This is a genomic window from Desulfosporosinus lacus DSM 15449, assembly GCF_900129935.1.
GTDB lineage: Bacteria > Bacillota > Desulfitobacteriia > Desulfitobacteriales > Desulfitobacteriaceae > Desulfosporosinus > Desulfosporosinus lacus.
On the sequence record NZ_FQXJ01000020.1, the window covers coordinates 44,107 to 68,816 of the forward strand.

20 protein-coding genes and 1 other annotated feature are annotated in these 24,710 nt (G+C 42.4%); of the genes, 14 read left to right on the plus strand and 6 right to left on the minus strand.

What is annotated here, in order from left to right; genetic code table 11:
* Nucleotides 1-3 precede the first annotated feature (3 nt).
* From BUB11_RS21205 to BUB11_RS21220, 4 genes are read left to right on the plus strand one after another with little or no spacing between them, the layout of a single operon-like run.
* On the plus strand, nt 4-750 hold the full coding sequence (locus tag BUB11_RS21205) for a 4Fe-4S dicluster domain-containing protein (RefSeq protein WP_073032057.1): 747 nt from the start codon (nt 4-6) through the stop codon (nt 748-750).
* On the plus strand, nt 747-1,388 hold the full coding sequence (locus tag BUB11_RS21210; RefSeq protein ID WP_073032059.1) for a hypothetical protein: 642 nt from the start codon (nt 747-749) through the stop codon (nt 1,386-1,388). Before BUB11_RS21205 ends, BUB11_RS21210 begins: the two co-directional genes overlap by 4 nt.
* 25 nt (nt 1,389-1,413) lie before the next feature.
* Nucleotides 1,414-2,619: an NAD(P)/FAD-dependent oxidoreductase gene (locus BUB11_RS21215; protein WP_242947636.1), complete on the plus strand. Its 1,206-nt coding sequence runs from the start codon at nt 1,414-1,416 to the stop codon at nt 2,617-2,619.
* Between the two features lie 36 nt (nt 2,620-2,655).
* Complete coding sequence (locus tag BUB11_RS21220) at nt 2,656-3,642, plus strand: zinc-dependent alcohol dehydrogenase (protein ID WP_073032062.1); 987 nt, start codon at nt 2,656-2,658, stop codon at nt 3,640-3,642.
* 134 nt (nt 3,643-3,776) lie between these two features.
* On the opposite strand, the gene pdxR is transcribed toward BUB11_RS21220, so the two are convergent.
* Both pdxR and BUB11_RS21230 read right to left on the minus strand, forming a co-directional pair.
* Entirely contained in the window at nt 3,777-5,330 is a 1,554-nt protein-coding gene (gene pdxR, locus BUB11_RS21225; protein ID WP_073032064.1) for a MocR-like pyridoxine biosynthesis transcription factor PdxR, read from the minus strand.
* Between the two features lie 89 nt (nt 5,331-5,419).
* Entirely contained in the window at nt 5,420-6,595 is a 1,176-nt protein-coding gene (locus BUB11_RS21230; protein WP_073032065.1) for an aminotransferase-like domain-containing protein, read from the minus strand.
* A 241-nt stretch (nt 6,596-6,836) separates the two neighbouring features.
* Here BUB11_RS21230 and BUB11_RS21235 point away from each other — a divergent pair, with 241 nt between their 5' ends.
* Entirely contained in the window at nt 6,837-7,817 is a 981-nt protein-coding gene (locus BUB11_RS21235) for an MBL fold metallo-hydrolase (protein ID WP_073032068.1), read from the plus strand.
* A gap of 154 nt (nt 7,818-7,971) precedes the next feature.
* Here the strand turns inward: BUB11_RS21235 and BUB11_RS21240 are convergent, their stop codons facing one another.
* A complete protein-coding gene (locus BUB11_RS21240; RefSeq protein ID WP_073032070.1) occupies nt 7,972-8,895 on the minus strand; it encodes a LysR family transcriptional regulator in 924 nt (307 codons plus the stop codon).
* A 240-nt stretch (nt 8,896-9,135) separates the two neighbouring features.
* Between BUB11_RS21240 and BUB11_RS21245 the strand changes: the two genes are divergently transcribed.
* A complete protein-coding gene (locus BUB11_RS21245) occupies nt 9,136-10,176 on the plus strand; it encodes a YeiH family protein (protein ID WP_073032072.1) in 1,041 nt (346 codons plus the stop codon).
* 199 nt (nt 10,177-10,375) lie between these two features.
* On the opposite strand, the gene BUB11_RS21250 is transcribed toward BUB11_RS21245, so the two are convergent.
* Nucleotides 10,376-10,921 (minus strand): hypothetical protein, encoded by a 546-nt coding sequence (locus BUB11_RS21250; protein WP_073032073.1) that lies wholly within the window; start codon nt 10,919-10,921, stop codon nt 10,376-10,378.
* A 587-nt stretch (nt 10,922-11,508) separates the two neighbouring features.
* On the opposite strand from BUB11_RS21250, the gene BUB11_RS21255 reads away from it, so the two are divergent.
* The 6 genes from BUB11_RS21255 (at nt 11,509) to BUB11_RS21280 (ending at nt 20,251) form a co-directional block, all read left to right on the plus strand.
* On the plus strand, nt 11,509-12,162 hold the full coding sequence (locus BUB11_RS21255) for a TetR/AcrR family transcriptional regulator (RefSeq protein ID WP_084110447.1): 654 nt from the start codon (nt 11,509-11,511) through the stop codon (nt 12,160-12,162).
* Nucleotides 12,163-12,174: 12 nt separating this feature from the next.
* Nucleotides 12,175-12,879: an ABC transporter ATP-binding protein gene (locus BUB11_RS21260; RefSeq protein WP_073032076.1), complete on the plus strand. Its 705-nt coding sequence runs from the start codon at nt 12,175-12,177 to the stop codon at nt 12,877-12,879.
* A complete protein-coding gene (locus tag BUB11_RS21265) occupies nt 12,873-15,251 on the plus strand; it encodes an ABC transporter permease (RefSeq protein WP_073032077.1) in 2,379 nt (792 codons plus the stop codon). Before BUB11_RS21260 ends, BUB11_RS21265 begins: the two co-directional genes overlap by 7 nt.
* Before the next feature lie 83 nt (nt 15,252-15,334).
* The gene (locus BUB11_RS21270) at nt 15,335-16,633 is read left to right on the plus strand and encodes an efflux RND transporter periplasmic adaptor subunit (RefSeq protein ID WP_073032078.1); all 1,299 of its coding nucleotides are present in this window, start codon (nt 15,335-15,337) and stop codon (nt 16,631-16,633) included.
* A 257-nt stretch (nt 16,634-16,890) separates the two neighbouring features.
* Nucleotides 16,891-18,297, plus strand: a complete 1,407-nt coding sequence (locus BUB11_RS21275; RefSeq protein ID WP_073032079.1) for an MFS transporter — start codon at nt 16,891-16,893, stop codon at nt 18,295-18,297.
* Nucleotides 18,298-18,364: 67 nt separating this feature from the next.
* Nucleotides 18,365-18,705, plus strand: a binding site (T-box leader).
* A gap of 43 nt (nt 18,706-18,748) precedes the next feature.
* Nucleotides 18,749-20,251 (plus strand): 2-isopropylmalate synthase, encoded by a 1,503-nt coding sequence (locus BUB11_RS21280; protein ID WP_073032080.1) that lies wholly within the window; start codon nt 18,749-18,751, stop codon nt 20,249-20,251.
* Nucleotides 20,252-20,351: 100 nt separating this feature from the next.
* Here the strand turns inward: BUB11_RS21280 and BUB11_RS21285 are convergent, their stop codons facing one another.
* On the minus strand, nt 20,352-20,783 hold the full coding sequence (locus BUB11_RS21285; RefSeq protein WP_073032081.1) for a bactofilin family protein: 432 nt from the start codon (nt 20,781-20,783) through the stop codon (nt 20,352-20,354).
* 5 nt (nt 20,784-20,788) lie between these two features.
* Nucleotides 20,789-21,697 carry a M23 family metallopeptidase gene (locus BUB11_RS21290; RefSeq protein WP_073032082.1) on the minus strand — a complete coding sequence of 303 codons (909 nt, stop codon included), beginning with the start codon at nt 21,695-21,697 and terminating at the stop codon, nt 20,789-20,791.
* 433 nt (nt 21,698-22,130) lie between these two features.
* Between BUB11_RS21290 and BUB11_RS21295 the strand changes: the two genes are divergently transcribed.
* Nucleotides 22,131-23,111 carry a (Fe-S)-binding protein gene (locus BUB11_RS21295; RefSeq protein ID WP_073032083.1) on the plus strand — a complete coding sequence of 327 codons (981 nt, stop codon included), beginning with the start codon at nt 22,131-22,133 and terminating at the stop codon, nt 23,109-23,111.
* Nucleotides 23,108-24,322, plus strand: coding sequence for an LUD domain-containing protein (locus tag BUB11_RS21300; RefSeq protein ID WP_200797964.1), 1,215 nt, complete (start codon nt 23,108-23,110; stop codon nt 24,320-24,322). The genes BUB11_RS21295 and BUB11_RS21300 overlap by 4 nt, the downstream gene beginning before the upstream one ends.
* Nucleotides 24,323-24,710 lie beyond the last annotated feature (388 nt).

Consider the following 24,710-nt stretch of genomic DNA (forward strand, 5'->3'; position numbering starts at 1 on the left):
GTTTTGCAAATTGACGCGAATAAGTGCGTAGGATGTGGGCAATGCAGGCCGTTTTGCACTATGGGAGTGATTAATTTCACTCGCAGTGGAAAAGGGACCAAAGTTCATTGCTATGTAGATGAGGATGAATGTGTAGATTGCGGAATATGCTACCGGGCCCAGGTATGTCCAGTCGATGCCCTTCATCAACCACTCTATGGTTGGCCTCGTTCCATCAGAGGAACCTTTAGCAATCCGTTAGCTGAACATAAGGAAACCCGAGTGCCAGGTCGCGGTACAGAAGAAATGAAGACTAATGATATTACCAATCGTTTTAAACGAGGCTTTGCTGGAATGGCTGCTGAGATGGGACGTCCGGGTACGGGCGCCCGAATGCGCGAAGCAGAAAAGGTCTTTATGGCCTTAGCCAAATTAGGTGTAGAGTTTGAACCCAATAATCCTTTGACAGGATTACTCAAAGATAAAACCACTGGGGAGATGAACCCAGAGGTGCTCAATGAAAAGGTGCTTTCCGCGATTATTGAAATGATTATTCCCTTAGATAAGGTGATTCCTGTGCTGGAAACGATGGAGAGGGTGGCAGAGGAAATCAATACGGTATTTTCAATCGACTTAGTGGCGAGGACTGATGAGGATTTTTCCGTTCCTACAGCCCGCATTATGAATGAAAATGATAAATGGTTTTCAATCAACGGAAAAATTAATTTGGGGTTGGGTCACATGAACGTGAAGGGAGCGGGTGTAAAATGAGCCATACCCTTCATCGACGAGGAACTGAAGCAAACTTACAACAAGATTATATTGTCTTTTCTATGACTGCCAAAGGTTTTAATGAAGTTAATTCCAGGTACGCTTTACAGGAATTTTTACGAATCCTCGATAAATATGAACATGTGAATATGGGTGATATGAAAACTGGTGGGAAGTTTCTTGTTAATAAGGATCAAATCATCAACAATGTTGCAGACACCTCGATCGTTCACGCAGTGTTTTCGGATCGGAAGCAACTCAGAGATGCTCTAAAAGAACTGAAAGAGGCAGACCTTGGGGTTTCGGTGATTGTATCAGGAATCGTTGAGCATGTGGAACAGGCTTGTCAGGAAGCCGGGATTGATCCCCATACTGTAGAGTACTCAGTCGGAATTCGCGGTAAGCTTGCGAGAATTCCTGAGGATGAGCTCCTTGAAATTACGACCATGTGCGGACATGGTATGGTTTCACAGCATTTAGTCAGGCAAATGCTGTTGGATCTAAAACGTGGCAAACGCACTGCTCAAGAAGCGGGGGAATATTTGGCTACTCCCTGTGTGTGTGGAGTCTTTAATCCCCAAAGGGCGCAGAGACTACTTGAGGAATTGGCAGAAGTATGGTGCTTTGACGAAGTATAGACAGGGGGTTACACCATTGGTTTATGTGATAGTGGGTAATGGCCCTGCGGGGACAAATGCGATCGAACAGATCCGCAACATCGACCCAACGGGGAAAATTATCTTGATAGCTCAAGAGGCTAACCTTCCGTATAGCCGAATTACAACCCCGGAATATATGACAAATGAACTCGAAGAACAAGATATGTATATTAGAGATGCTGATTTCTACGAAAACTATGGTGTAGAAACTCGACTTGGGCACAGGGCGGAACAAGTCCGCGTACTGGAAAACGCGGTTATCTTAGAGAATGGCGAGAAAATTGCTTATGATAAGCTTTTAATTGCCACAGGATCTCGGCCCTTTATTCCAAGCTGGATTGATCTAGAGGTGGAAGGGGTATTTTCCCTTTGGAATAAAGCGGATTCCGAGGAAATAAACTCGTTTTTACCCCAAGTTAAAAATGCGGTGATAATTGGTGGGGGTCTCGTGGGTTTACAGGCCGCTCGAGTTTTAAATGCCTGCGGCATTAAGGTTAGTGTTGTGGAAATGGCCAACCGCCTAATGCCGGGACAACTAGATCAAGCTGCCGCAGATATGCTGTTAAAAGCCCTTGGGAACCATGGAGTACAGGTTTTACTGGGGACCGAGGTTAAATCTTTACAAGTTAAAGAGAACAAGGTTGAGGGAGTTCAAACAATAGATCACTTCCTGGAAGCTGAGCTAGTTATCACAGCTGTCGGGGTAAGACCCAATCTTGATTTTCTGACTGAAAGTGGAGTGCAAATTGAAAAGGGGATCGTGGTCAACGAATTCATGCAATCAAATGTCCCGACAATCTATGCAGCAGGGGATATAGCGCAAGCTGCCAGCCTGCTTACCGGTGAATCAATGCTCAGGGCATTGTGGCTGACAGCGGTTCAGCAGGGCAAAATTGCCGGCGCCAGTATGGCTGGTTCGAGGACGGCTTATCCTGGGAGTCACGCGATGAACTCAATTCAACTTTTTGGGTTGCCGATCATTTCTTTAGGGAGAATTGAAGGAGGCTCAGGTGTGGAGGAAGTTATTCTAAGCCAGCCCTCTTCAGGGGTCTATCAGAAGCTTTTACTTGAGAATGGGTGCTTAACAGGTCTCTTATTTGCAGGGGAAGTCCAGGAAGCTGGGGTTTTGTATCACAAATTAGGACAGTTGCTTAACCAAGGATACTGGGGTTCCTTAAGAGTGCTCGATGTGGAGGACATGCTGGCTTGACCTGCCAAACCAAATTTGCAAATAGGAGTGTATTTAATGGGAATAACTACAAAAGCTGCTTTACTCAATAAAGCGTACGACATTTTTCTTGTCGAACGTAATTTAGAATGTGGGCCTGATGAGGTTATTGTTAAAAACCATTTGATTGGAATCTGCGGGTCGGATAAAACCTTTTACAGAGGGCAGATGCCTCCCCAGACAGCTGAGTTTAGACAAAAGCCGGAGTTTCCCTTTAGATTAGGGCACGAGAGCGGCGGCACCGTCGTAGAAGTGGGTGCCAAGGTCAGGGAATATAAGGTTGGGGACCAGGTTATTGCCTTTGGTTGGAATAACAATCTGGCTGAGTATTTTAAAGCAAAAGAATGGGAACTCCAAGCGGTGCCGGAAGGTTTAGACCCAGATTTAGCGGCTTTAGGTGAGCCTGTATCCTGTGCCATGTACTCCGGTATGAACTCAGGTGTCCAATTAGGGGATACTGTAGTAGTTATGGGTGGCGGCTTTGCGGGTCAGATCATCGCTCAATGTGCCAAACAAAAGGGTGCGGAAAAAGTCATCGTCGTTGATGTCTTGGAGGGGAAACTAGATCTGGCTAAAAAGCTCGGTGCGGATATTGTCATAAATTCCACCCAACAAGATGCGGCCCAGTTAATTGCTGAATTAACTAAAGGACAAGGTGCAGATGTCGTGGTGGAGGTAGCAGGCAGCCAAGAATCTATTAATATGTGCACCAAAGTACTTAGGCATAATGGAAAGTTTGTCTGGTACAGTTGGATTACCCAACCAGTTACTTTGGATATCAGCCGGTGGCATGACGATGGTATAGAATTTATCAATACCTGCCTCGTTCATCATTCTTGGCGTGAACGATTTGTCTGGACTCCCAAAACCCTTCGACCAGTTCTTCAAGGGCTGATTGATATTAAATCCTTAATTACCCATGAGTTTAAACTTGAACAGATTTCAAAAGCCTTTGATTTAGTGGATAAAGATGATACAGCGATAAAAGTCATCTTACGTCCGTAATAATCAAACCGTTCCCTTGTTTTTTGCGATGAAGGAAAAGGGAGAATTATTTGAGCCGGATTTAAATCACCCAAATACCATAAAAGAAGGGGCTTGCATCATTTTTGAAGCAGAGCCCCTTCTTTAAGTATTCATCACACTAAAGGTTCATTAAATCGAGGTCTGAGAATCCTGCCTCCATGGTTAGGCTGATTTAATAACTCGGAAACAGCTCCGCAGAGACGGAAGATCCCTTCTCGAATCGTCGTTTCGGAATGACGACAGAAACAGAGTCTTATCCGGTCCTTCCCTCCGGAGTTAACGTAAAAAGCATTTCCCGGGACAAAATTCACTTTCTTTTCGGCTGCTTTGGTAAGCAGTGCTGTAGCTTTCAATCCCGGCGGCAATTCACACCATAAATAATACCCGCCTGCTGGAACGGTCCAAGATAAGCCTTGTGGTGCAAACTCCGTTAAAGCGCTCACCATAGCATCTCGTTGACTCTTATATTGGCTTCTTACAAGTGGAAGGTGCTTGTCCAACAGTCCTTGGGTACAAAATTCGGTCATAATCCACTGAGTTGTTGTGCTGGTATGGAGGTCAACGTGCTGTTTTGCTAGGGATAATTGCTCTAGAACCGGGAGAGGTGCTGCGCACCAGCCGAGGCGGAGACCTGGAAAGAGCATTTTGGAGAATGTTCCAAGATATATTACATGTGCGTGCTCATCAAGGGACTTAAGGGAAGAAAGTGGTTGATTTTCGTAATAGAGTTCACTGTAAGGATCGTCTTCTACAATGGGCACATGGTATTGATAGGCTAATCTAAGAAGTTCATGCCGCCGTCCAATACTCATGGTTGTTCCAGTGGGGTTTTGAAAGGTTGGGAGAGTATAGATGAATTTAGGCCGATGTCGTGAGAGAATCTGCTCTAAGACATCTATTCTTAAGCCTTCTTCATCTAAAGGTATAGTAAGAATGTGAGCCCCGGCTGCCTTAAAGACCCCTATTGCTCCAAGAAAGGAAGGTTCCTCCATTACAATATAGTCACCTGGTTCTAAGAAAACTTTGGTAAGCAGATCAAGTCCCTGTTGAGAACCGGAGGTCATAAGAATTGTTTGGGCTTGAGCATTTATGCCTCGGTAACTAAGCCAATCCGCTAAGTATTGGCGTAAAGGATAATGTCCAATGGTAGGTCCGTATTCTAAGGCCTTCCAATTACCTGGACGCATTACTTCCTTGCAAATTTCGTTCAATTCGTTTAGCGGATAGTATTCCCCTGCGGGAGATCCCAAGGCGAAGGAAATCTGATCCTCTTCACCGATCTCATCCAGTATGGAGGCTAATACCGGATTGTGCATACGTTCAGACTGACTTGTATAAAAGTTCTGCCAAGATATTGGCTGGACGGGCATACCAAGTACCTCAGAATGGTCGAGATTAGACAAACGGTTGAGAAAATGTTGAACTGTCTGGGCGGGGCTTACGATGGTTCCTTTGCCTACGTGTGGCTGAATTAATCCATCTGCTGTCAGCTCATGGTAGGCGTTGACTACTGTTGTGCGATTGACTCCTAAAGAGGCGGCAAGTTTGCGCTCAGGTGGGAGGCGGTATCCGGGAGGGAGTTCATTAGCTAGAATGAGTTGACGAATCTGACTTCTGATTTGTAAGTAAAGCGGCGTTTTTAGGGAACGGTCTAAGTGCAGTTTCATTTTTGTTTTCCTCACATTACTTGTTTCGATTTAACATGTCTGAAGTCAAATATTTAAATTTCGCGGTTCTCGGTTCGACTTATCCCGAATTAGTAATTTGGTAATATGCTTGCCAAACGTTTAATTCCCTGTTTTATTTGCAGTGGGGAGGGGTTAGAAAAATTTAATCTCATGTTGCTGTAACTTTTTCCATCTGTATAAAAATTTGCTCCCGGAACATAGGCCACATTACTAGCCAAGGCATAGGGCAGGAGTTTAAGAGTGTCATACGCTTCTGGCAGGGTCAGCCAAATAAACATTCCCCCAGATGGCTCGGTCCATATAGCTTGATCGTTAAAGTTTTTCTTTAGTTCGTTAAGCATAAGATTTCTTCGTATTTTATAGGCTTGGCGAATCCTTTCGATGTGTTGAATTGGATTAAAATGAGTTAGGTAGTAATGAGTAGCTTTTTGTAATAGAGTGCTGGTGTGTAAATCAGTTCCTTGTTTTGCAACGACCAGTTTGGTTATCAGATCCTTTCCTCCGACAATCCAGCCGAGTCGAAGCCCGGGTGCAAGGGTTTTAGAAAAGGTACCTAGATAAACTACTTCATCCTCGGTAGAATAAGACCTAATAGGCAAAATGGAAGAACCATCATAATGAAGTTCGCAGTAAGGATCATCCTCAATTATGGGAATATTGTATTTGCTCGCGATACGGAGTACCATCTTTCTCTCTTCAACAGTCAAAGTGGTGCCGGTAGGATTCTGATAAGTGGGAGCGAGGTAAATGATCTTGGGGCGGTTAAGCTTAATTGATAATTCGAGAGCCGCACTGTCAATTCCTGGCCCATTTGTAGGGATTGTCTCAAAATTGGCTTGGTAACTTCGAAAGGTTTGGATGGCTCCAAGATAACTAGGGTTCTGGAGGAGCACTATATCGCCAGGATTAATAAATAACTTGGCGATAAGGTCTAAGCCTTGTTGTGAACCGTTCGTAAGAAATATGTTTTCTGCTTCAGTTTGGATGCCTTTAATCCTCATTTGGGCAGCTATCTCTTCACGTAAGGGTAAATATCCTTCCGTAGTTCCGTATTGGAGGACTGAAGGATCGCCTGTCCCAAAAACCTGAGCATAAGATTCCTGGATTTCCTTAAGAGGAAATAACTCTGGGGCTGGAAGACCACCGGCAAAAGAAATAATCTGCGGTTGTTCAGTAACTTTTAGAAGTTCGCGAATCGCTGAATTCTGCATGTGATTTACCCTTTCGGCAAAGGTATATGGCATATTTTTTCCCCCCTGTTTAAGTTTTAGCTAATTATATGGGGGAGTTTCCAATCTTACAACATCCAATTGGATGATTGTATAATACATCCAATAACTTATATTTTTCATTATGTGTTTTCAGCATTTAATGATACCTCGTATTTAAATGGAAATGGTCTTACTAAATGGCAGGTATTTGAAATAATATAAAGAATAACTAGTAAGACTATTCTGATATAATCTACAGAAAAGAAAGAAAGTGATGATCGTGATTTACGAAGCGCTAGGGATTTATAAAGTAAAATTGCCTTTGCCATTTAGGTTAAACCATGTCAACTGTTATGCAGTAAAAGGATCACTGGGCTGGTGGCTTATTGATGCGGGCCTTAGTCGAGAGGCCACAGTTGAAGGATGGATGCAATTTTTTGAGGAACACTCCATTAAGCCAACAGATATTAAAGGAATCTATCTTACACATTTTCATCCGGACCATTATGGATGTTCGGGATGGCTTCAGTGCTTTTCTGGTGCTCCGGTCTATATCGGGGAAATCGATGCCGAGCTGATAAAACACTATTGGAAAAGTGAAAATAGCTTCGATGCTTTAGATGCTTTGTTTAGAGAAAATGGCATGCCTAATGATATGGTCAAAGAAACAATGGGTTCCGTAAATGACATAATTCGTTTTACATCTCCACATGCAGAGTTGACAACCTTAAAAGCGGGTCAAGTGGTAACTATAGGGGATTTTGATTACCAGGTTATCTTGACACAGGGGCATTCAGATGGACATATCTGCTATTATAATGTCAATCATGGGGTACTGTTATCAGGGGATCACTTGTTACCCGAAATCTCGTCCAATATCAGTTTGTGGCCCCAAACTGATGTTTATCCTAACCCTAACCCCTTGGATAACTTTTTACACGCCCTTGACAGCATCCGTAGTTTGAACTGTAAGATGGCTTTACCCTCTCACGGTAAGCCGTTCTCCACGATTGAAGAGAGAATAAGTCAATTAGAGGCTCACCACGAAGCTCGGTTGCAAGAAATCAAAAGTTGTACAGGCGCTGGCGCCACAGCTTATCAAGTGTGCAAACAGGTTTTCAGACAGGACCTCAGCTATCACGAGTTGCGCTTCGCCATGACTGAAACTCTTGCCCATCTTGAGTATTTAATGTATAAGAGCGAACTGAAAAAGACAGAAGAAGATGGCGTGAGAATTTTTAGAATAAGCAGCTAAACAGGCTCCCAATTTGAGCGAAAGTACTTTAATACAGTGTAAGGAATCCTAGAGAATGATATTACTTGTGAGAATAGTAATAAATGAGCCATGCCCTGACAAAAACATCTTTTTGTTAGGGGCAGGGCTCATTTATTACTGTTTTGAATATCCTTCAATCGAGTACGGAAGGATTATTATCAATAAGCGAAGAGATAAGGTCATGTGAGAGAAGGTTTTCTGTAAAAACGTTCATAGCCTTGGACATATCATTGTTTTTCAGTCTTATTATGGAAAATGTACGAATTAGCCTCTTCCCTTTAATTCGGATCGCTGTCAATTCTTTGGCAGCCAATTCTTTACGCACTATCCAGCTTGAGACAAGTGCAATCCCCAGACCTGCAATGACTGCCTGCTTAACGGCTTGACTGCTCCCAAAGATATGGGATTTTTTTACGTTAATGTTCCAATCCTTAATCAACTTGTCACTGAAGTCTCGAGTTCCAGACCCACTTTCTCTAAGAATCCATACTCGGTCTTGAAGGTGATCAGCTGTGACAATGGGAAGTCTCGCCAAAGCATGTTGGTTAGGGACAACTAAAATAATCTCGTCATCCATCAGAGCTTGAATGTCAAGGTCTGGGTGATTGACCTCACCTTCCACAAGTGCCAAGTCCAAATGATTAGATCGGACAGCTTGGGTGATTTCCACAGTGTTAGCGATTGATGCATCGATATCTACATTTGGAAATTGAGCAGCAAATTCTGCCAATGCAAAAGGTAAAATATACTCACCAATCGTATAGCTGGCACCAACCTTGAGTGATCCTGTAACAGTAGTTGTTAACTCGTTGATATCTTGTTTTGCCTTTTCATACAGTTGCAATATCTGTTTTGCTAAACTATAGAGTATTTCACCTGATTGAGTGAGCTCTAAATGTTTCGGTGAACGATTAATAAGCTTTGAGCCAAGCTCATTTTCTAGATTGCGTATCTGCAGGCTGACACTGGGTTGAGATAAATACAGTTCTTCAGCGGCACGAGAAAAATTCTTAAGCTCTGCAACAGTTACAAAGATTTTTAAGGGATCGGCAATCATTGTTTACACCTCAAGTTCATTTAACTATGGAAAATACTGTGGTTTTTATGTTCGTGCACTTCAAGGAAGTACTACATTATAATACAATAACTCAGAAAAAGCGAATAATATGTATTCCTAATGATTGCTTACAAGAACCTATATTGCTCCATTACCTCAATCATTCTATAGTTTTAAATAGAAACTCAGTCCTTTAGAAGAGAAAAGGACTATAGAGAATGATGAGGAGGCCTATGGAAAATGTGGTTTCAAGCAAAAGTGGACTTAAGCTTTCAAGAAGCTTTAGTGATAGACCAGGAAAGACGGAACCGTTTTATACTTGGAATTTTATTTACAATGGTTGTTGCCGGTTCTGGTACATGGCTAGCAGCCTTACCGGGAATCAACCGAATCGGAGCAATGCTAAGTGCTATCTTGATTGCCGTTATTTATCGAAATGTTATTGGATATCCGGAGAGTGTTCGCGAAGGAATTCAGTTTTCTGCACGTTACCTGATGCGTTTTGCCATCGTACTCTATGGATTCAAGCTTAATATTGATATGGTTATTCATAAGGGCGGGATGCTTCTTGTTTATGACGCAATGACGATTGTTATTGCGATAACAACTACTATGTTATTGGCAAAGTTGTTTAAAGCAGACCTCAACCTCTCTTTGCTTCTTGGAATCGGGACAGGAGTGTGTGGAGCCGCAGCAATTGCAGCTGTATCTCCGATTTTAAAAGCGAATGACGAAGATACTGCAATCAGCGCGGGTATTATTGCCTTAATTGGAACAGTCTTTACTTTAACATATACATTTTTGATGCCGTTTTTGCCCATGAGTGCTGTCCAATACGGGGTCTGGAGCGGTGTCAGTTTACATGAGATAGCTCATGTGGCAGCTGCCGCTATGCCAGCTGGCCCGGATGTGTTAGCGATGGGATTACTAGCCAAGCTGGGCAGAGTATTCTTGCTGATCCCCTTAAGCCTAATCCTTTCATTTTGGATGAAGCGCAAAGGAGAAGGTGAGGGTAATCAAAGCGCACCCTTTCCCTGGTTTCTGGTAGGATTCATAATGACAAGTTTAATGGGAACTTATCTGCCGATTCCAGATTATGTTCTAAACGATATTTCTAAAGCATCCACATTTCTGCTGGCAGCAGCCATGGTTGGGTTAGGGCTTAATGTCCATCTGTCAAGTTTGCGGACTAGAGCAATGCGTCCCCTTCTGGCAATGATCATTGCTTCAATAGTAGTATCAACAGTATCTTTCTTTACCCTTATGTGGTTTGGCCTATAAGGTTACAGACTCAGTGGCAACTGGGAACAGTTGCTACTAAGTAGTTTGTAGCTTTTCCTAATAGACCTCCATGCCAAAACGGCACCATTAATGAATAGAAATTAATTTTCTGGGACAGAAAGTATAACTTATTGATATATACTTTCTGGAATCATAAGTGCGACTAAAGCTACATCCTGCGGTGAGGAAAGCGGGTTGGCTAATGAGAAAATGCAAAATGTCTTCGGGTACGGATGTGAACCTTAAAAGCATAAAAGCTAATTGCATTTTTTGCCTTTGGCATAAACCTAAGCCTAGAGATGAGATACTGTTCATCCTCACTGTTTAGAGAACGCCTGCTTAGGTTATGCTTCTTGCCGAACAATTCTTCGTAAACCATGTCTCTATTTAATGTTAAGCAGCGTTTATAGATAAAATAACGTTCTCCGAGCGAAAACTGGATATAAAGGGTGTTCGGATTTTGATTATGAATACCAATCAGTTTTGTAGGCTCGGCTCTATCGATTTTGGACCATCCAGCATATAGATCGCGGATTTCAGCAACCGCTTGGGTAAAGCAACTCGAACAAATAGAGTATATTGCTATTTGATTTTGGTTAACAGCTGGATTAGGGTTGAGAAAAAAGTGTTCTCGTTCATAAACTTTTAGCTTTATAACATTTGGAGCAGAAACTACCTGCGGTACAATCACCAAGTCGACAGGACCTAAGTCTATGATGCTATTGGGCGAAAATATCTCTTCCAAGCGTTTAGCCCCCTTTAGGTTTACGTATCATTTAGTTATTTCCACGTAAAGGTATCTTTAGCCTGAAATTTTTACTGTAATAATATATACTTATAACAAAAAACATAAGGTTAGCACTTTTGTTTGAGCAGGGAAAGCAGGGGGACAGCCCCTGCTTTTTTATACTGTCAGAAAGTATAAACTTACGTTATATACTTTCCAAGCATAAGTGCAACTTGGCTGCCGCCTCGCCGGAGGATTCTCCGCTAAGTTAACACCTGCGAAGACAGTGTCTGCAAGAAGGTTAATACGTGCGAAGACAGTGTCTTCGTGTGGGCGCCGGCCAAGTCTTCTTTAGTATTTATAGCCCGAGCCTGAAGCTGAGCGTAATTTAGCTTTCTATAGATGCGTCACGCATGGTAACAACTGTGGTGAAAAGGCAATGTGAAACTAACGAAAATGTCCTTGCGCCACCAATTTATCAGGAGTAATATAAGCATTGACCACTCGGTCACAAACCTATTGACCGAGTGGTCAAACTTAGTGTATAATCCTATCATCCGTCGATTATTTATCATTCTAGCGCAGTCTTACAAGGAGAGATCATGTTGTACGATAATTTTGAAAATCTAAATGAAGATAAAAAGAAAAAGATTATAGATGTATGTGTCCATGAATTTGCTGATAAAGGATATGATAACGCGTCAACTAACTCAATTATTAAAGAAGCAGGTATTTCTAAAGGGATTTTGTTTCATTATTTTAAGAATAAAAAAAGCTTATTTTTCTATATCTTAGATTACTGCATTCGGGAAATGATTGAAGAATTTACGAGATACCCATTGACCGAGACGAAGGACATTTTTCAAAGGATAAGTGAGTTGGGAGTGATCAAGCTTAAGATAGCCCATAAATATCCATATATTGTTAAGCTATTTATGGAATCACTCGAAAAGGCTCCACTGGACATGCGGCCAGAGATTGAAAAGAAATATCTTCAAACTTCAAAGGATTGGATGCCGTTGTTCTTTGAAGATATTGATTATTCAAAGTTTCGCAGCGGTGTAGAACCTTCTAAGGCAATTCAAATAATTATGCTTTTTCTAGGGGCACTTGGAGAAAAGTATCTCAAGGACTATAAAGGCAAGGAACAGGAGATGTTCCAAGACTACGATAAGATTATGGCAGAGTATATGGAGTACATGGAAATCTTGAAGTATGGAATGTACGGCTCAGAATTGAAGACTAATTCACATGTCTAGGAGGTGAGATGGATGGACGTTCTTATGGAAGGAAAAGACCTTCGCAAGCATTATCGTACAGGTGAAGTGGAAATCGAAGTTTTGAAGGGAATAAACTTTCAAATATTTTATGGGGAATTTATTGTCGTCTTAGGCCAAAGCGGCTCCGGGAAAACTACGTTATTAAATATTATCGGTGGAATGACCCAGGCATCGACGGGTGAGCTTTATTACAAAGAACAACCGCTTCATGAGATTGATGACCAAGAGCTTACACTTTACCGCCGTAATGAAGTGGGCTTTGTCTTTCAAAACTACAACTTAATGCCAAATCTCACAGCCTATGAAAATGTAAGACTAGCTGTGGAAATTGCTCAAAATCCTCTTTCTGTATCAGACATCTTGCGTGAGGTTGGTCTGGAGAATTGGTCAGATCATTTCCCATCCCAACTCTCAGGAGGACAGCAACAACGGGTTGCTATCGCACGGGCCATCGTTAAAAACCCTGAACTTCTCCTTTGTGATGAGCCGACGGGGGCTTTAGATATTCAAACAGGTATTCAGGTTTTAAAAGCCTTGCAGAAATTAAATCGTGAATACCATAAGACGGTGATCATCATTACGCATAATGTGGAAATTGCCAAAATGGCGAATAGGGTTTTCTATTTGAAGGACGGATTACTGGATGATGTCAAAGTCATAGAAAAACCACTTTGCCCTGAGGAGATATCATGGTAATGCTTAGAAGAAAGACATGGAGAGATATCAAAGAAAATTTTGGGGTTTATCTCGCTTGTATCATGGTCATTGCCTTAGGCTTACTCCTCTATACCTCGATGTCCATTGCAGTGGAAAGTATGGATAAGGCACAGCAAGATTTTTATGTGGAGACAAACTTTGCCGATGGATTTATTACGGTGACAGGGTATCCTGAAAACAAAGTAAACTCGCTTACGTTCCTGCCTGGAATTGATCAAGCCGCTGGACGGATTGTCAAAGAGGTTCGTGTGATAGACCAACAAGAAGACTCTAATCGATACTTGAAAATGTTGACATTGAATGATGCCAATGCCCCTCAAATTAACCAAATTCAGCTTATCGAGGGGCAACTTCCCGACGAAAACCAACCAGAAATCCTCGTAGACCCAAAATTCCTAGCAGCAAATCATTTGTCGTTAGGAGATTCAATTGACGTAAGTATTGATGGAAATCAGGTCTCCTTATATATTACGGGAACTGCACAAAGCCCAGAGTTCATATACATTATGAGAAATGCCCAAGACCTTTATCCATCAGCTGAAGAATTTGGGATAGCCTATGTTCCATTAAGCACACTTAAAGCACTGGTCAAGGAAAAAGGACAAGTCAATGATATCGTGATCACTCTGAAACCCGGAGTTAGCTTTGATTCGGTGAAGGATAGTATCCAAGCTGAGTTAAAACCCTATGGAGTCCGGAGTATTGTCCCTCGTAAGGATCAAACGAGTCACGCCATTCTAACAAGTGAAATTAAACAAATTCGAACTATGACAAAAACCCTTCCTGTAGTGTTTCTGGGGGTCGCGGCCATTATTCTGTATACGATGTTGCGTCGGCTGATCGAACAGCAAAGGGTGGCAATCGGGACACTTAAGGCCTTTGGTTTTACGGATCGAGAGATTATCTTACATTATTTGACCTACCCCGTGGTTATAGGGACAACAGGGGGATTGCTTGGAGGATTATCCGGAGTTGCTCTTTCGTTTCCCTTGACCACGATGTACAAAGAATTCTTTGCTCTGCCTGGTCTTAAAAGCGAATTCTCCCTTAAATACCTCTTTTTCAGTCTAGCGCTGGCGTTCGTCTTTAGCGTACTCAGTGGGGTAAAAGGGAGTCTGGATATTTTGCGCTTGGAACCGGCCGAAGCCATGAGACCCCCGGCGCCAGGAACTGCGCGCAAAACTTTAATCGAAAAATTCACGTGGTTTTGGCAAACCCTCTCCTCTCAAGCCCAGATGGGTATTCGGGATGTTTTTAGAACACCAACCAGGAGTCTCTTTAACGTCATAGGGATAGGGGTAGTCTATAGTTTAATGACAGTTTCATGGTCAATGCAGAATATGACCGACGTACTGACAGTGGTCCAGTTGGAACAAGTTCAAACCTATGATGTCAAATTGCAACTAACCGAACCTTCCCCTACTGGGGCTGTGAAATTCGCCGTCGCACATGACCCAGGGGTGTCTAAAGTTGAACCTGTACTGGAAGTGCCTGCTTCTTTGAGAAGTGGTTGGTTAAAGAAAGACGTGGCATTGATGGGTCTCTCTGAAGAGTCGACACTCTATAACATTCTGGATAAAAGCGGCCGACGCTTGGAGGTTCCTGACCATGGAGTTTTGCTATCAGAACATTTAGCCAAATCTTTAAACGTCAAAGCGGGAGATGTCATCTATGTAGAAAGTCCCTTGCGTAGAGAACCTCTCAGTCAAAAGGGTGAGAACTTACTGGTCACAGGGGTAGTTCCTCAATATGTTGGACTTAATGCCTTTATGAAGGATACAGAATTACAGCGATTTCTAAGGCAGGGGGAAATAAGTACTGCAATGTTAATCCAGATGGATTCTGCTGAAATAGGATCCATGAAAAGCAAATATCAAAATGCTAGTAACGTCTCCTCTATCGAATCTCTCAAGGATACGGGGGCTAAAATCCAAAAAATGATGGAATCGTTTGGTTTTACGGTCTGGTTGCTCGCTATTCTCGGCGGCTTTTGCGGATTTGCCCTTATCTATAATGCCAGTATCATCTCTCTCTCGGAACGGAAACGAGAATTAGCGTCTCTCCGTGTGTTAGGAATGACACCAAGAGAGGTATTGCGAGTGATCACTTCAGAACAATGGACCTTATATGCTTTTGGAATCCTGCTTGGAATACCGATGGCCTATGGATTAAGCATGAGTATGGCACAGTCAATGAGCAATGATATGTACTCTCTTCCGGCAGACCTTCCACCCATGGCTTTGCTGGGCGCGGCTGCAGGAACTGCCTTTTCTGTTTTAGTAGCCCAAAGCAGAGCGTACTACAAAATCAAATCACTTCACTATGTTGAAATTCTTGCAACTCGAGACTAAAGAGCTGAATTGGGATCGAAATCAGAATGTTAATTAAAATATTAAGCTGCGAATTGTAAATTGAAAGTAAGAGGAGGGTGAAAATGGCCATTGAAGCCAAGTTTAATCAAACACCTAAAAAATTTAAGTTGCCAAAGGTTAAGCATCGTAAGTTCTTAATTTTCGGAGGGCTTGCACTCCTGATTTTTATTGCGGTCACCACCACTAATGCGATGCCTCTGCCGGTTAACGTTATTGCCCTGCACCCTAAAGACTTCAGCAAAGGGTTCACAGAGGAAGGGGAAGTTATGGCTGCCCAAGAGTGGCCGATCTTTAACCCTGTTGAGGGAAAAATGCAATCCCTCAAGGTCCAAAATGGAGACCGCGTTAAAAAGGGACAAGTGCTTTTGGAAATGAACACCAGTGATTTTAAATATCAACTGGAGGGACTGAAGGCCCAATTGCAAAGTCTGGAAGGACAACGCTTAGAAAATGATAAAAGCCCTGATCAGGCACAAATCGCCCAACAAACTTTACTCATACAGTTAGCAGAAAAGGATGTCCAGACTGAGGGACAAAACTTAACTCGCATGAAGGCTCTCTATGACGCCGGTACCATCGCTCGTGTTCAATATGAAGAAGTTGAGAGAACGTTCGAGAAAGCGAAAAACCTGTTGGAACAGCAGAAATTAGGTTTACAACTGATATATGAGCAACATCAGACTTCTCAAGGGACAGAGCTGTATTATAGTAAGCAGAAGAAAGCCGTTCAGGCGCAAATCGACCAGTTAGAAGATAAGATCAACAAAGCCACAGTAGTAGCTCTTCAAGATGGGATTATCAAAGACCTCTCTCTTAAAGAAGGCAACGTCATTCCTCAAGGCCAGCAAATTCTGACCGTGTTCACAAATGAGGGTTACAAATTAGAGAGCTTCGTTCTGGCCAGTGATGCCCTCGATATAAAAGTAGGAAGTCCGGTTCAAGTGATTCAAGCGACCAGCTCGGGTAATAAGTCGTTTGCGGGTACAGTTGATGCCGTTGCTATCTCAGCGATCGAGAGGGTTTCTCCCCTTGGCCTTAAGGAAAATCGTGTAAAGGTTACTATTTTGCTCTCTGAAGATTCTCCCAAAGTTGTTCTCGGAAGCAATGTGGATGTCAAATTCACCACACTGGAACTCCCCAATCAACTTATGATCCCCAAAACTGCCCTTTTTCCTTATCAAGAGGGGGAGGCTGTCTGGCTGATTCGGGAAGGTAAAGCTAAAATTCAGCCAGTTAAAAAAGGCCTGGAAAATGACAGTCAGGTTACCATAGAGGAAGGCTTAACGGAAGGAGATCTAATTCTTCAGGACCCAAATTTAAAAGAACTTAAAGAAGGGAAACGTCTTAAAGAAACACTTTAAAGAGAAGAACTTATGAAATTGTGGAGGAGAATGCAAAGGAGGAGGATTGCTTGAAAAGGCATCCTCCTTTGTTAATGGCCGTTATTGATGATTTTTAATTGCCTTGATATAATTAAATGGAAAATTATTGGGACAACAACTATAGCTATGGCAAGTAAGCCTGGTTTGTTAAGATAGTATGGTTGTGTTATCATGAATAATTGACACGGTCGTCTGGTGTGGAAACAAGATGGGATTGCTCAGAGGAGATAAAAATAATGTTGGAAACAATTAAAAATTCCCCAAATTATCGTTGGTATGTTCTAGCTACAGTGGCGATCGGTACCTTTATGGCTACTTTAGACAGCAGTATTGTAAACGTAGCCTTGCCTACGATATCCAGTCAATTCCATTCGGATCTTTCTACGCTTCAATGGGTGGTTAGTGCCTATCTTTTGACAATTACTAGTTTATTACCGGTCTTCGGTCGGATTGCTGACATGTTTGGACGTAAAAGGGTCTTCGCCCTTGGTTTTATAATTTTCACTCTAGGTTCAGCTTTATGTGGCTTTGCCCAAGACATCTGGTTCTTGGTAGGGACTAGAGTAGTGCAAGCAGTAGGTGCTTCGATGTTAATGTCTAACAGCGCTGCCATTATTACCGCAATTTTCCCACCTAAGGAGCGGGGCAGAGCACTGGGACTGACTGGAACTGTCGTTGCTCTAGGCTCGCTGACCGGCCCTGCTTTAGGCGGAATTATCATTGGCTTGACTAGCTGGCGTTCGATTTTTTTTATAAACCTTCCTATTGGCATTATAGGGTATGCGGCTGTTCTTTTGATTCTGCCAAGTGATGTACCGAACAAAGATAAAGAGAGTTTTGACTATACAGGTGCTTTTTCATTTACATTCGGGATGATCTGTGTACTCTTGGGAATTACGAATAGTGAGGCATGGGGATGGTCGAGTCTTCCTGTCATTTTAAGCCTGGGGCTAGGCATAACATCGCTGGTCTTCTTCATTATTACTGAGCGTAAAGTTCAGCATCCTATGATTGACTTATCACTCTTCCGCAACCGTCCCTTTCTTATAGGAAACCTCTCAGGAGGGTTATCCTTTGTAGCTATGTTTGCTAACAACATGCTATTACCGTTTTACTTGCAAGGGATTCTTAACTACAGGCCTTCTCAGGTTGGATTAATGTTAATGGTCTTCCCTGTGGTAATGGCTATTGTAGCTCCTGTCAGCGGTTCCGCTTCTGACAAATTTGGACCTATGATTCTTACAACAGGCGGGTTGGTCATTACTTCGTTAGGTTTGTTATATTTTTCTACCCTTCAGACTGATGCAAGTTTTTTACAGATAATCCCCGGTCCCATACTCATGGGCTTAGGAGCCGGCATGTTCCAATCTCCAAACAACAGCAGTGTGATGAGTTCAGTTCCTCCTCAAAAGCTTAGTATTGCTGGGGGAATAAACAGCCTTGTCAGAAACTTAGGAATGGTGATAGGTATTGCCTTATCCGTTTCGTTGTTCGAAGCATGGGGCGGTGTTACTCTGCCCCAACCTAGTCAAGTAGAAGAGTTTATGTCTGCTTATCACTCTGTTATGTTAGTTTCCATGGGTATTGCCCTTCTGGCGGCAGTGATATCCTATAGCCGCAAAAGCTATGCGAAAGGTGATTGAAACTAATTGTAGAGACCCCTTGACAATAAAAAATAGTAGTGTAGAATGTAGAATAATAAAAACTGTTAAAATGACGATGAGAGGAAATAGTACAGTCCCTTTTACCGTTTATAGAGAGCTGTCGGGTGGTGAAAGACAGTAATGGTATGGGCTTGGAACTCTTCCTCGAGTAGCCGACCGAAATTGTTTTTAAAGTAGGCTCGGACGGAGCTTCCGCCGTTAAAAGGAAGGAGATATCGGAACTTCGATGTTTGAAGTTCGATTTTCGAAGTTCGAACCATAAAGTTATTTTTAGGGTCGAACTGCGAACTACGAACCACGAACCACGATTAACTCCCGTATCTTTAGAGAAGACGGCTATTTGCTGTCAACTTGAGTGGTACCGCGAACTAACCCTTCGTCTCAATCAGAGACGAAGGGTTTATTTTATTTTAAGGAGGAATCACAAAAAATGCGCAGATTATATGTATTCGATACTACCCTCAGAGATGGGGAGCAATCCTTGGGGATTACTCTAAATGTCAAAGAGAAATTGGAAATAGGTCAACAGTTAGTGAAGCTTGGAGTGGATGTCATAGAAGCAGGTTTTCCCGCATCCTCGCCAGGGGACTTAGAATCCGTTCGGACGATTGCTAAGGAACTTAAAGGGGTTATTATCTGCGGGTTAACCAGAGCGGTAGTACAAGACATTGATCTTTGTGCGGAAGCTCTGCGCAAAGCGGAATATCCTCGAATCCATACGGGCATAGGAGTTTCTCCTGTTCATATGGAAAAGAAATTAAAACTCACTCCTGACCAAGTTGTGGAGCAGGCAGTTGCTGCGGTTAAGTACGCAAAAAAATATGTAAGCGATGTTGAGTTCTACGCAGAGGATGCTTTCCGCAGTGACCCAATTTTCTTGGCAAGGGTGATTGAAAATGTAATTTCTGCAGGGGCTACTGTGGTTAATATCCCAGATACCGTAGGTTATGCAAACCCATGGGAATACGGGGAACTGATTCAATCGGTTATTCAAAACGTTAATAATATTGACAAAGCCATCGTGAGTGTTCATTGTCACAATGATTTAGGCATGGCAACCGCCAATTCTTTAGCAGGAATTAAAGCTGGAGCGGGCCAAGTTGAGGGAACGATTAACGGTATCGGCGAAAGGGCAGGAAATACTTCTCTTGAAGAGGTCATTATGTCGATTTATACCCGGCGTGACGGCTACGGGGTAGAGAGCAAAGTCAACACCCGTGAGATATCAGCCACCAGCAGACTGGTTTCCCGTATAACTGGAGTGACAGTCCCAGATCATAAGGCGATTGTTGGAGCCAATGCTTTTAATCATGCATCAGGCATTCATCAAGATGGAGTTCTAAAAGATCGAGAAACTTATGAGATTATTCAACCCGAAACCATCGGAGTGCCGAAAAATTTTATCAGCCTTACAGCAAGATCGGGAAGACATGCCCTCCAACATTGTCTGGAGGAATTGGGATATAAGGTAGAAGGTGCTCAGCTTGATGATGTTTATCAACGGTTCTTGCAGTTAGCGGATCTGAAGAAGGAAGTGTTCGATCAAGACCTTTACGTCCTGATGGGGGATTCAGGAAGCACAGCTAATAGTATTGTTTTACAGAGTATGTCTATTGCGACAAATGGTATCGAGATGGCTACTGCTACCGTGACCTTGGAAATTGAGGGGAACGTAATGACTGATGCCGCTTGTGGCAATGGTCCTGTGAACGCACTATTTAACACGATTGACAGGATAACAGGAAATAATTCGATCCTTGAAGATTATTCTCTCAAATCTGTGACACGAAGCAGTGAAGCGCTGGGAGAAGCCACGGTTAAGCTGCGTCATGGGGATGGCCGTCTTGTAGTGGGAAAAGGTTTTTCTACGGATATCATTGAAGCTAGTGCTAAAGCCTATATTAATGCTCTTGAGAAAAGACCAACGAACTGAGTTAGAAATAGAAGAGGGCAATCGTACCAGAATTACTGGTTCGACTGCCCTCACAAGTTCATTAAGATTGTTTTTCAAAAAGATTCAGATCAATTCAGAATCAGGCACGCGTTGAGACCCGTTTCGTTTCCCTTGCTGAGCGAGGCTCCTTACTATTTTCATGAACAATCAAAGGAGGAGTCGTTTCTTCAAATAGTTGACTCAACCCAGTAAATTGAGCACCTTGCTCAACTTTAAACTGACGTGTGCATATATCTCCAAATAAGCGCGCAGTAGAATTTAATTCTAAAAGATCCGCAGTCTTTATGTTTCCGTGTACTTCCCCGGCAATGCTCACAGTATTGGCCTCAATATCAGCCTTCAAATAAGCGCTGTTACCAATTATTAAATCCCCGGTTACTTGTACACTTCCTTCGACTTTTCCGTCAATCCTAGCATTCCCATTGATGATAATTGATCCGGTTATTTGGCACTCCGAAGCAATTAACGTAACGTCACCATTAGATTGAGAGTTGGAAAGTTTTTTAAACATTTGCTTTAAATCTCCTTTGTTACTTCAGTAAAGGTTAAAGGATCCACATTTCTTTCATTAACAATGGTACCGTAATGAAGATGAGATCCCGTACTTCGACCGGAATTTCCACTGTAAGCAATAACGTCTCCTTTTTTTACAAGGTCCCCTTCCTTCACAAGAAGCCGAGAATTATGACCGTAAAAGGTTGTTATGCCCTGGCTGTGATCAATGTCTACTCTAAGCCCGAAGATTGAGTTTTTGCCAGCAAAGGTGACAACTCCATCTGCAGTCGCTAAAACAGGGGTTCCATAATCACAGGCGATGTCAATTCCATTATGAAACTCTTTTGACCAACCTCCAAAGGGATTTCGGCGATAACCGTGAGGAGAGGTGATTTCTCCATTTACAGGAAGAAGGCTTGGAGTGTGTTCAAGTTGATCTTTTTGCACGATTGCTGCTTCGTAATAGCGTTGTAAGAGAACTAAATGGTCAGCAACAATTTGAGCATTTTGGTCGGGAGTTTGAACCAGAGGGTTGACAAGAATAAAGTTCGGGGCATGAGGGCTGATACCGCGGCTAAGGGATGTCGATGATGAGGATGGTTGTAATGGCAATATGATAGAAAGTTTTTCTTCGAGGTCTGTTATCCGTTTAAGATCTTCAGTGATTTGAGTGGACTTTTCATTTAGAATGGAGATTTTCTCATCACGTTCTTCAATCGTGGATTCAAGTTGAGTAATGTGATCTATAGTAGGTTGCAGATGACTTATGTAATGACTTAGATAAAGGGTTCGAGCAAACATACCGGTAATTATCAACCCTATAAAAAGTATTCCTGCACCCAGATACCGCTTGCCGAGTTTAGAAAACTGAAATTGGCGAGTCGTCGACTGATCGGGCGGAATGAATATAATTGTATATTTACCTTTCAATATTATTCCTCCAGAAAAATGTTTTAAAATTTATTCCTATATTTACAATAAACGTACTAAATGTGCTTGTCAAGAAATCTGCCGTATTGTGGCCAATATCAAGGAATTTGAACTTAAAAAGAGAGTATTGGAGGTTATAATAAATTTGTACGGCTTCTATCAATTTTTGATCTGACTAATTCCAAAAGTTCCAGATTGGGAGTTCGCACCTATTAAAGAGGATTAACAGGAATACATAATACAATACTCGAATAGGGTTACTTTCATTTGGTTTTTTATTATAATGGAATATGTGAAGCTACGCTGATTTGGTATTGGAATAATGAAGGCGCGCAAGAGAAAATCGATGCGCGCTTTCTGAATGGAGAAAAATGCCTGCATCAAGAGAAGGGGTATTTGAACCATATATTACTGTGAGAGGAAGTGTTAGATTGTGGAAACAAAAATGCCGATGGTGTTGGATGTCATAAGTGAAAATATTATTAAGCATGGCAGTCCGCTGGCTTTAAAAGGTTCTGAAGTTTCTTCGTGGGCTAAGGGGCTTGACTTACCGGCTAAAGGGGAAGTGCTTTTCTATACAGGTGGAGAATATCAGATGCTCCCCTTTATCGATTCGTTGGTTAAAACAATTACTCATCTCGATCAGGGCAGCAAGGTTTTTTCTATGATGATGGGCGCAAGAAATATACTGAATAAGACCGGATTTAGTCCAGAAAAGATGTATGCTTCGGTACTTGCTAAGGACAAGGACAGGTATAATTCGGTTTGTTTTAAAGCCGCCAAGGTGCTTAAAGAACTGGGTTATGAGTTCTGTTACTCAGGAAATGAGGAACTGTACAGCGGAGCCTTGTTGTATGAATTAGGATACTTACAAGACATGGAGGATTATGTAAAGAGAGTAGTGGAAGTGATCAAAAAGAGCGGTGCTAAAACCATCGTTTGCCTCTCTCCTCATGCCGCAGAAGTCTTTAAGTTTGTTTATCCAAAAATGGTTGAAGGTTTTGACTTTGAAATACGTACGTATGTTGACCTCGTCTGGGAACGGCGAGATAAGTTAGCTAAGCTCCAATCTGCTGAGTCAGTTGTGATACATGATTCTTGCCGCTTGGCTCGAGAATTAGGTATTCATCAAGAACTGAGAGATATTCTGGTCAGCATTGGCGCCGATGTGAAAGAAGCTCCTATGAACCGTGAATGGACGTCTTGTTGTGGCGGACCCATAAAAATTCTGTTTCCCGAGTTATCCCATGTTATTGGTGAACGCCGTGTGACTGAATTGAAGGAAAGCGGCTCGGCACATATTCTGACGTCATGTCCGTATTGCCTGTCAGCCTTAGAGGCTGGACGCGCTAAGGGTGACTCAGCTGTAGTTGAAGATTTAATTGAATTCCTATATAGGGGGGTTAAAGCATGACAGTGGATTTGAGAAAGGACTTTGTCAATTATGCCAAGTCCCTTAATGCAGCCAGCGAGGATAAAAACATTCGGACAGCGATTTCAAGGGCGGTTACTTCCTATCGCAATACAGTTACCGAAACTTTAGAACGTTTTCCGCATACCCCGGCACTGGCAGAGGAAGTACAAGAGATTAAGCGGCAGTCTATGGCTAATTTGGACAATCTATTGGAAACAGCAATGGCATCTGTGGAGCGCAACAAAGGAAAAGCGTTTTATGCTAAGGATCATCAGGCCGCTTTAGATATTGCTCTCGGTATTATTGGCAAGGGTAAAACTGTTGTCAAAGGGAAAAGTATGCTGGGAGAGGAACTCCATCTGCGTGAATACCTGGAGGACAATGGCAACGAGGTCTGGGAGACTGACTTGGGAGAGTTCATACTTCAACTGCGTAAGGAACGTCCAATGCATATCCTTTCCCCCTCCATTCATGTTCCACGAGAACAGGTGGCTGAGGTCTTTACGAAGTTTTTTGGCAAAGTAGTGCCGCCGGATATTGCCGAAGAAGTGAAGGTAGTAAGGGAGTTCCTGCGTGAAAAGTATTTTACTGCGGATGTAGGAATCAGTGGTGCCAATGTAGTGGCTGCAGACACTGGCGCAATGGTTATTATTGAAAACGAAGGTAATGTTCGACTGGCAACGGGTGCGCCTCCGGTCCATATTGTCATGGTTGGGGTCGAGAAATTAGTGCCGACGTTCCAGGAAGCTATGAAAGTTGCTGAAGTTACCTGGAGATATGCTCAGTATGGCGTTCCGGGTTACGTTAATATTGTCAGTGGTCCGAGCAAAACGGGCGATATTGAAAAAGTGACAACTTATGGAGCGCACGGCCCTAAGGAATTCTACGTCATCTTCGTAGATAATGGTCGAAATGAAATGGCCCATGAGGAAAAGTTCAGTCAGGCTTTGCATTGTCTGCGTTGCGGTGGATGTATGTATGAGTGCCCTGTGTTCCAAGTAACTGCAGGTCATTTTGGTCATACCTATATGGGCGGCATAGGTGCCATCTGGACCGCATTTGTGTCCGGAGGCCTCGAGAAAGCAGCTCCGCTTCTTTATTCTTGCTTGCGGTGCGGCAGATGTGTAGAGCGGTGTCCGATGAGTATCAATGTTCCCGCTATGATTGGAGAGCTTCGAGAGCGCGTTATTTACGGTAAAGAACAAGGATAAAACTAAAATAGCCAGTTTCTAAAAACATTTGCGGATAAATCTGCAAATGTTTTTTTGTAAGAAATGAATTTAACGGAAAACTAATAGCTGAATTGTTTGGAAATTTGTTAATATTCATAAAAATATGTCAATGGTTTATCTGGGAATTTCTGAGTACCGAGAAAAGATAATAATAGTAAAGGAAGAAAATCTTACATACACAAGAAATCATTGTAATTTATAATTGCAGGTAATATAATAGAGCTAGTACTGAGTAATTTAGCAACGAAGCTTTCTAGAGGTGATTATCTTATCTCTGGGAAGCTTTTCTTGTAAAAGAAATGGGAGGTGAATAACAGACAAATTTATATTAGTGGTGGAATAGAGAAAGAAAAAGGAGGAAAATTTG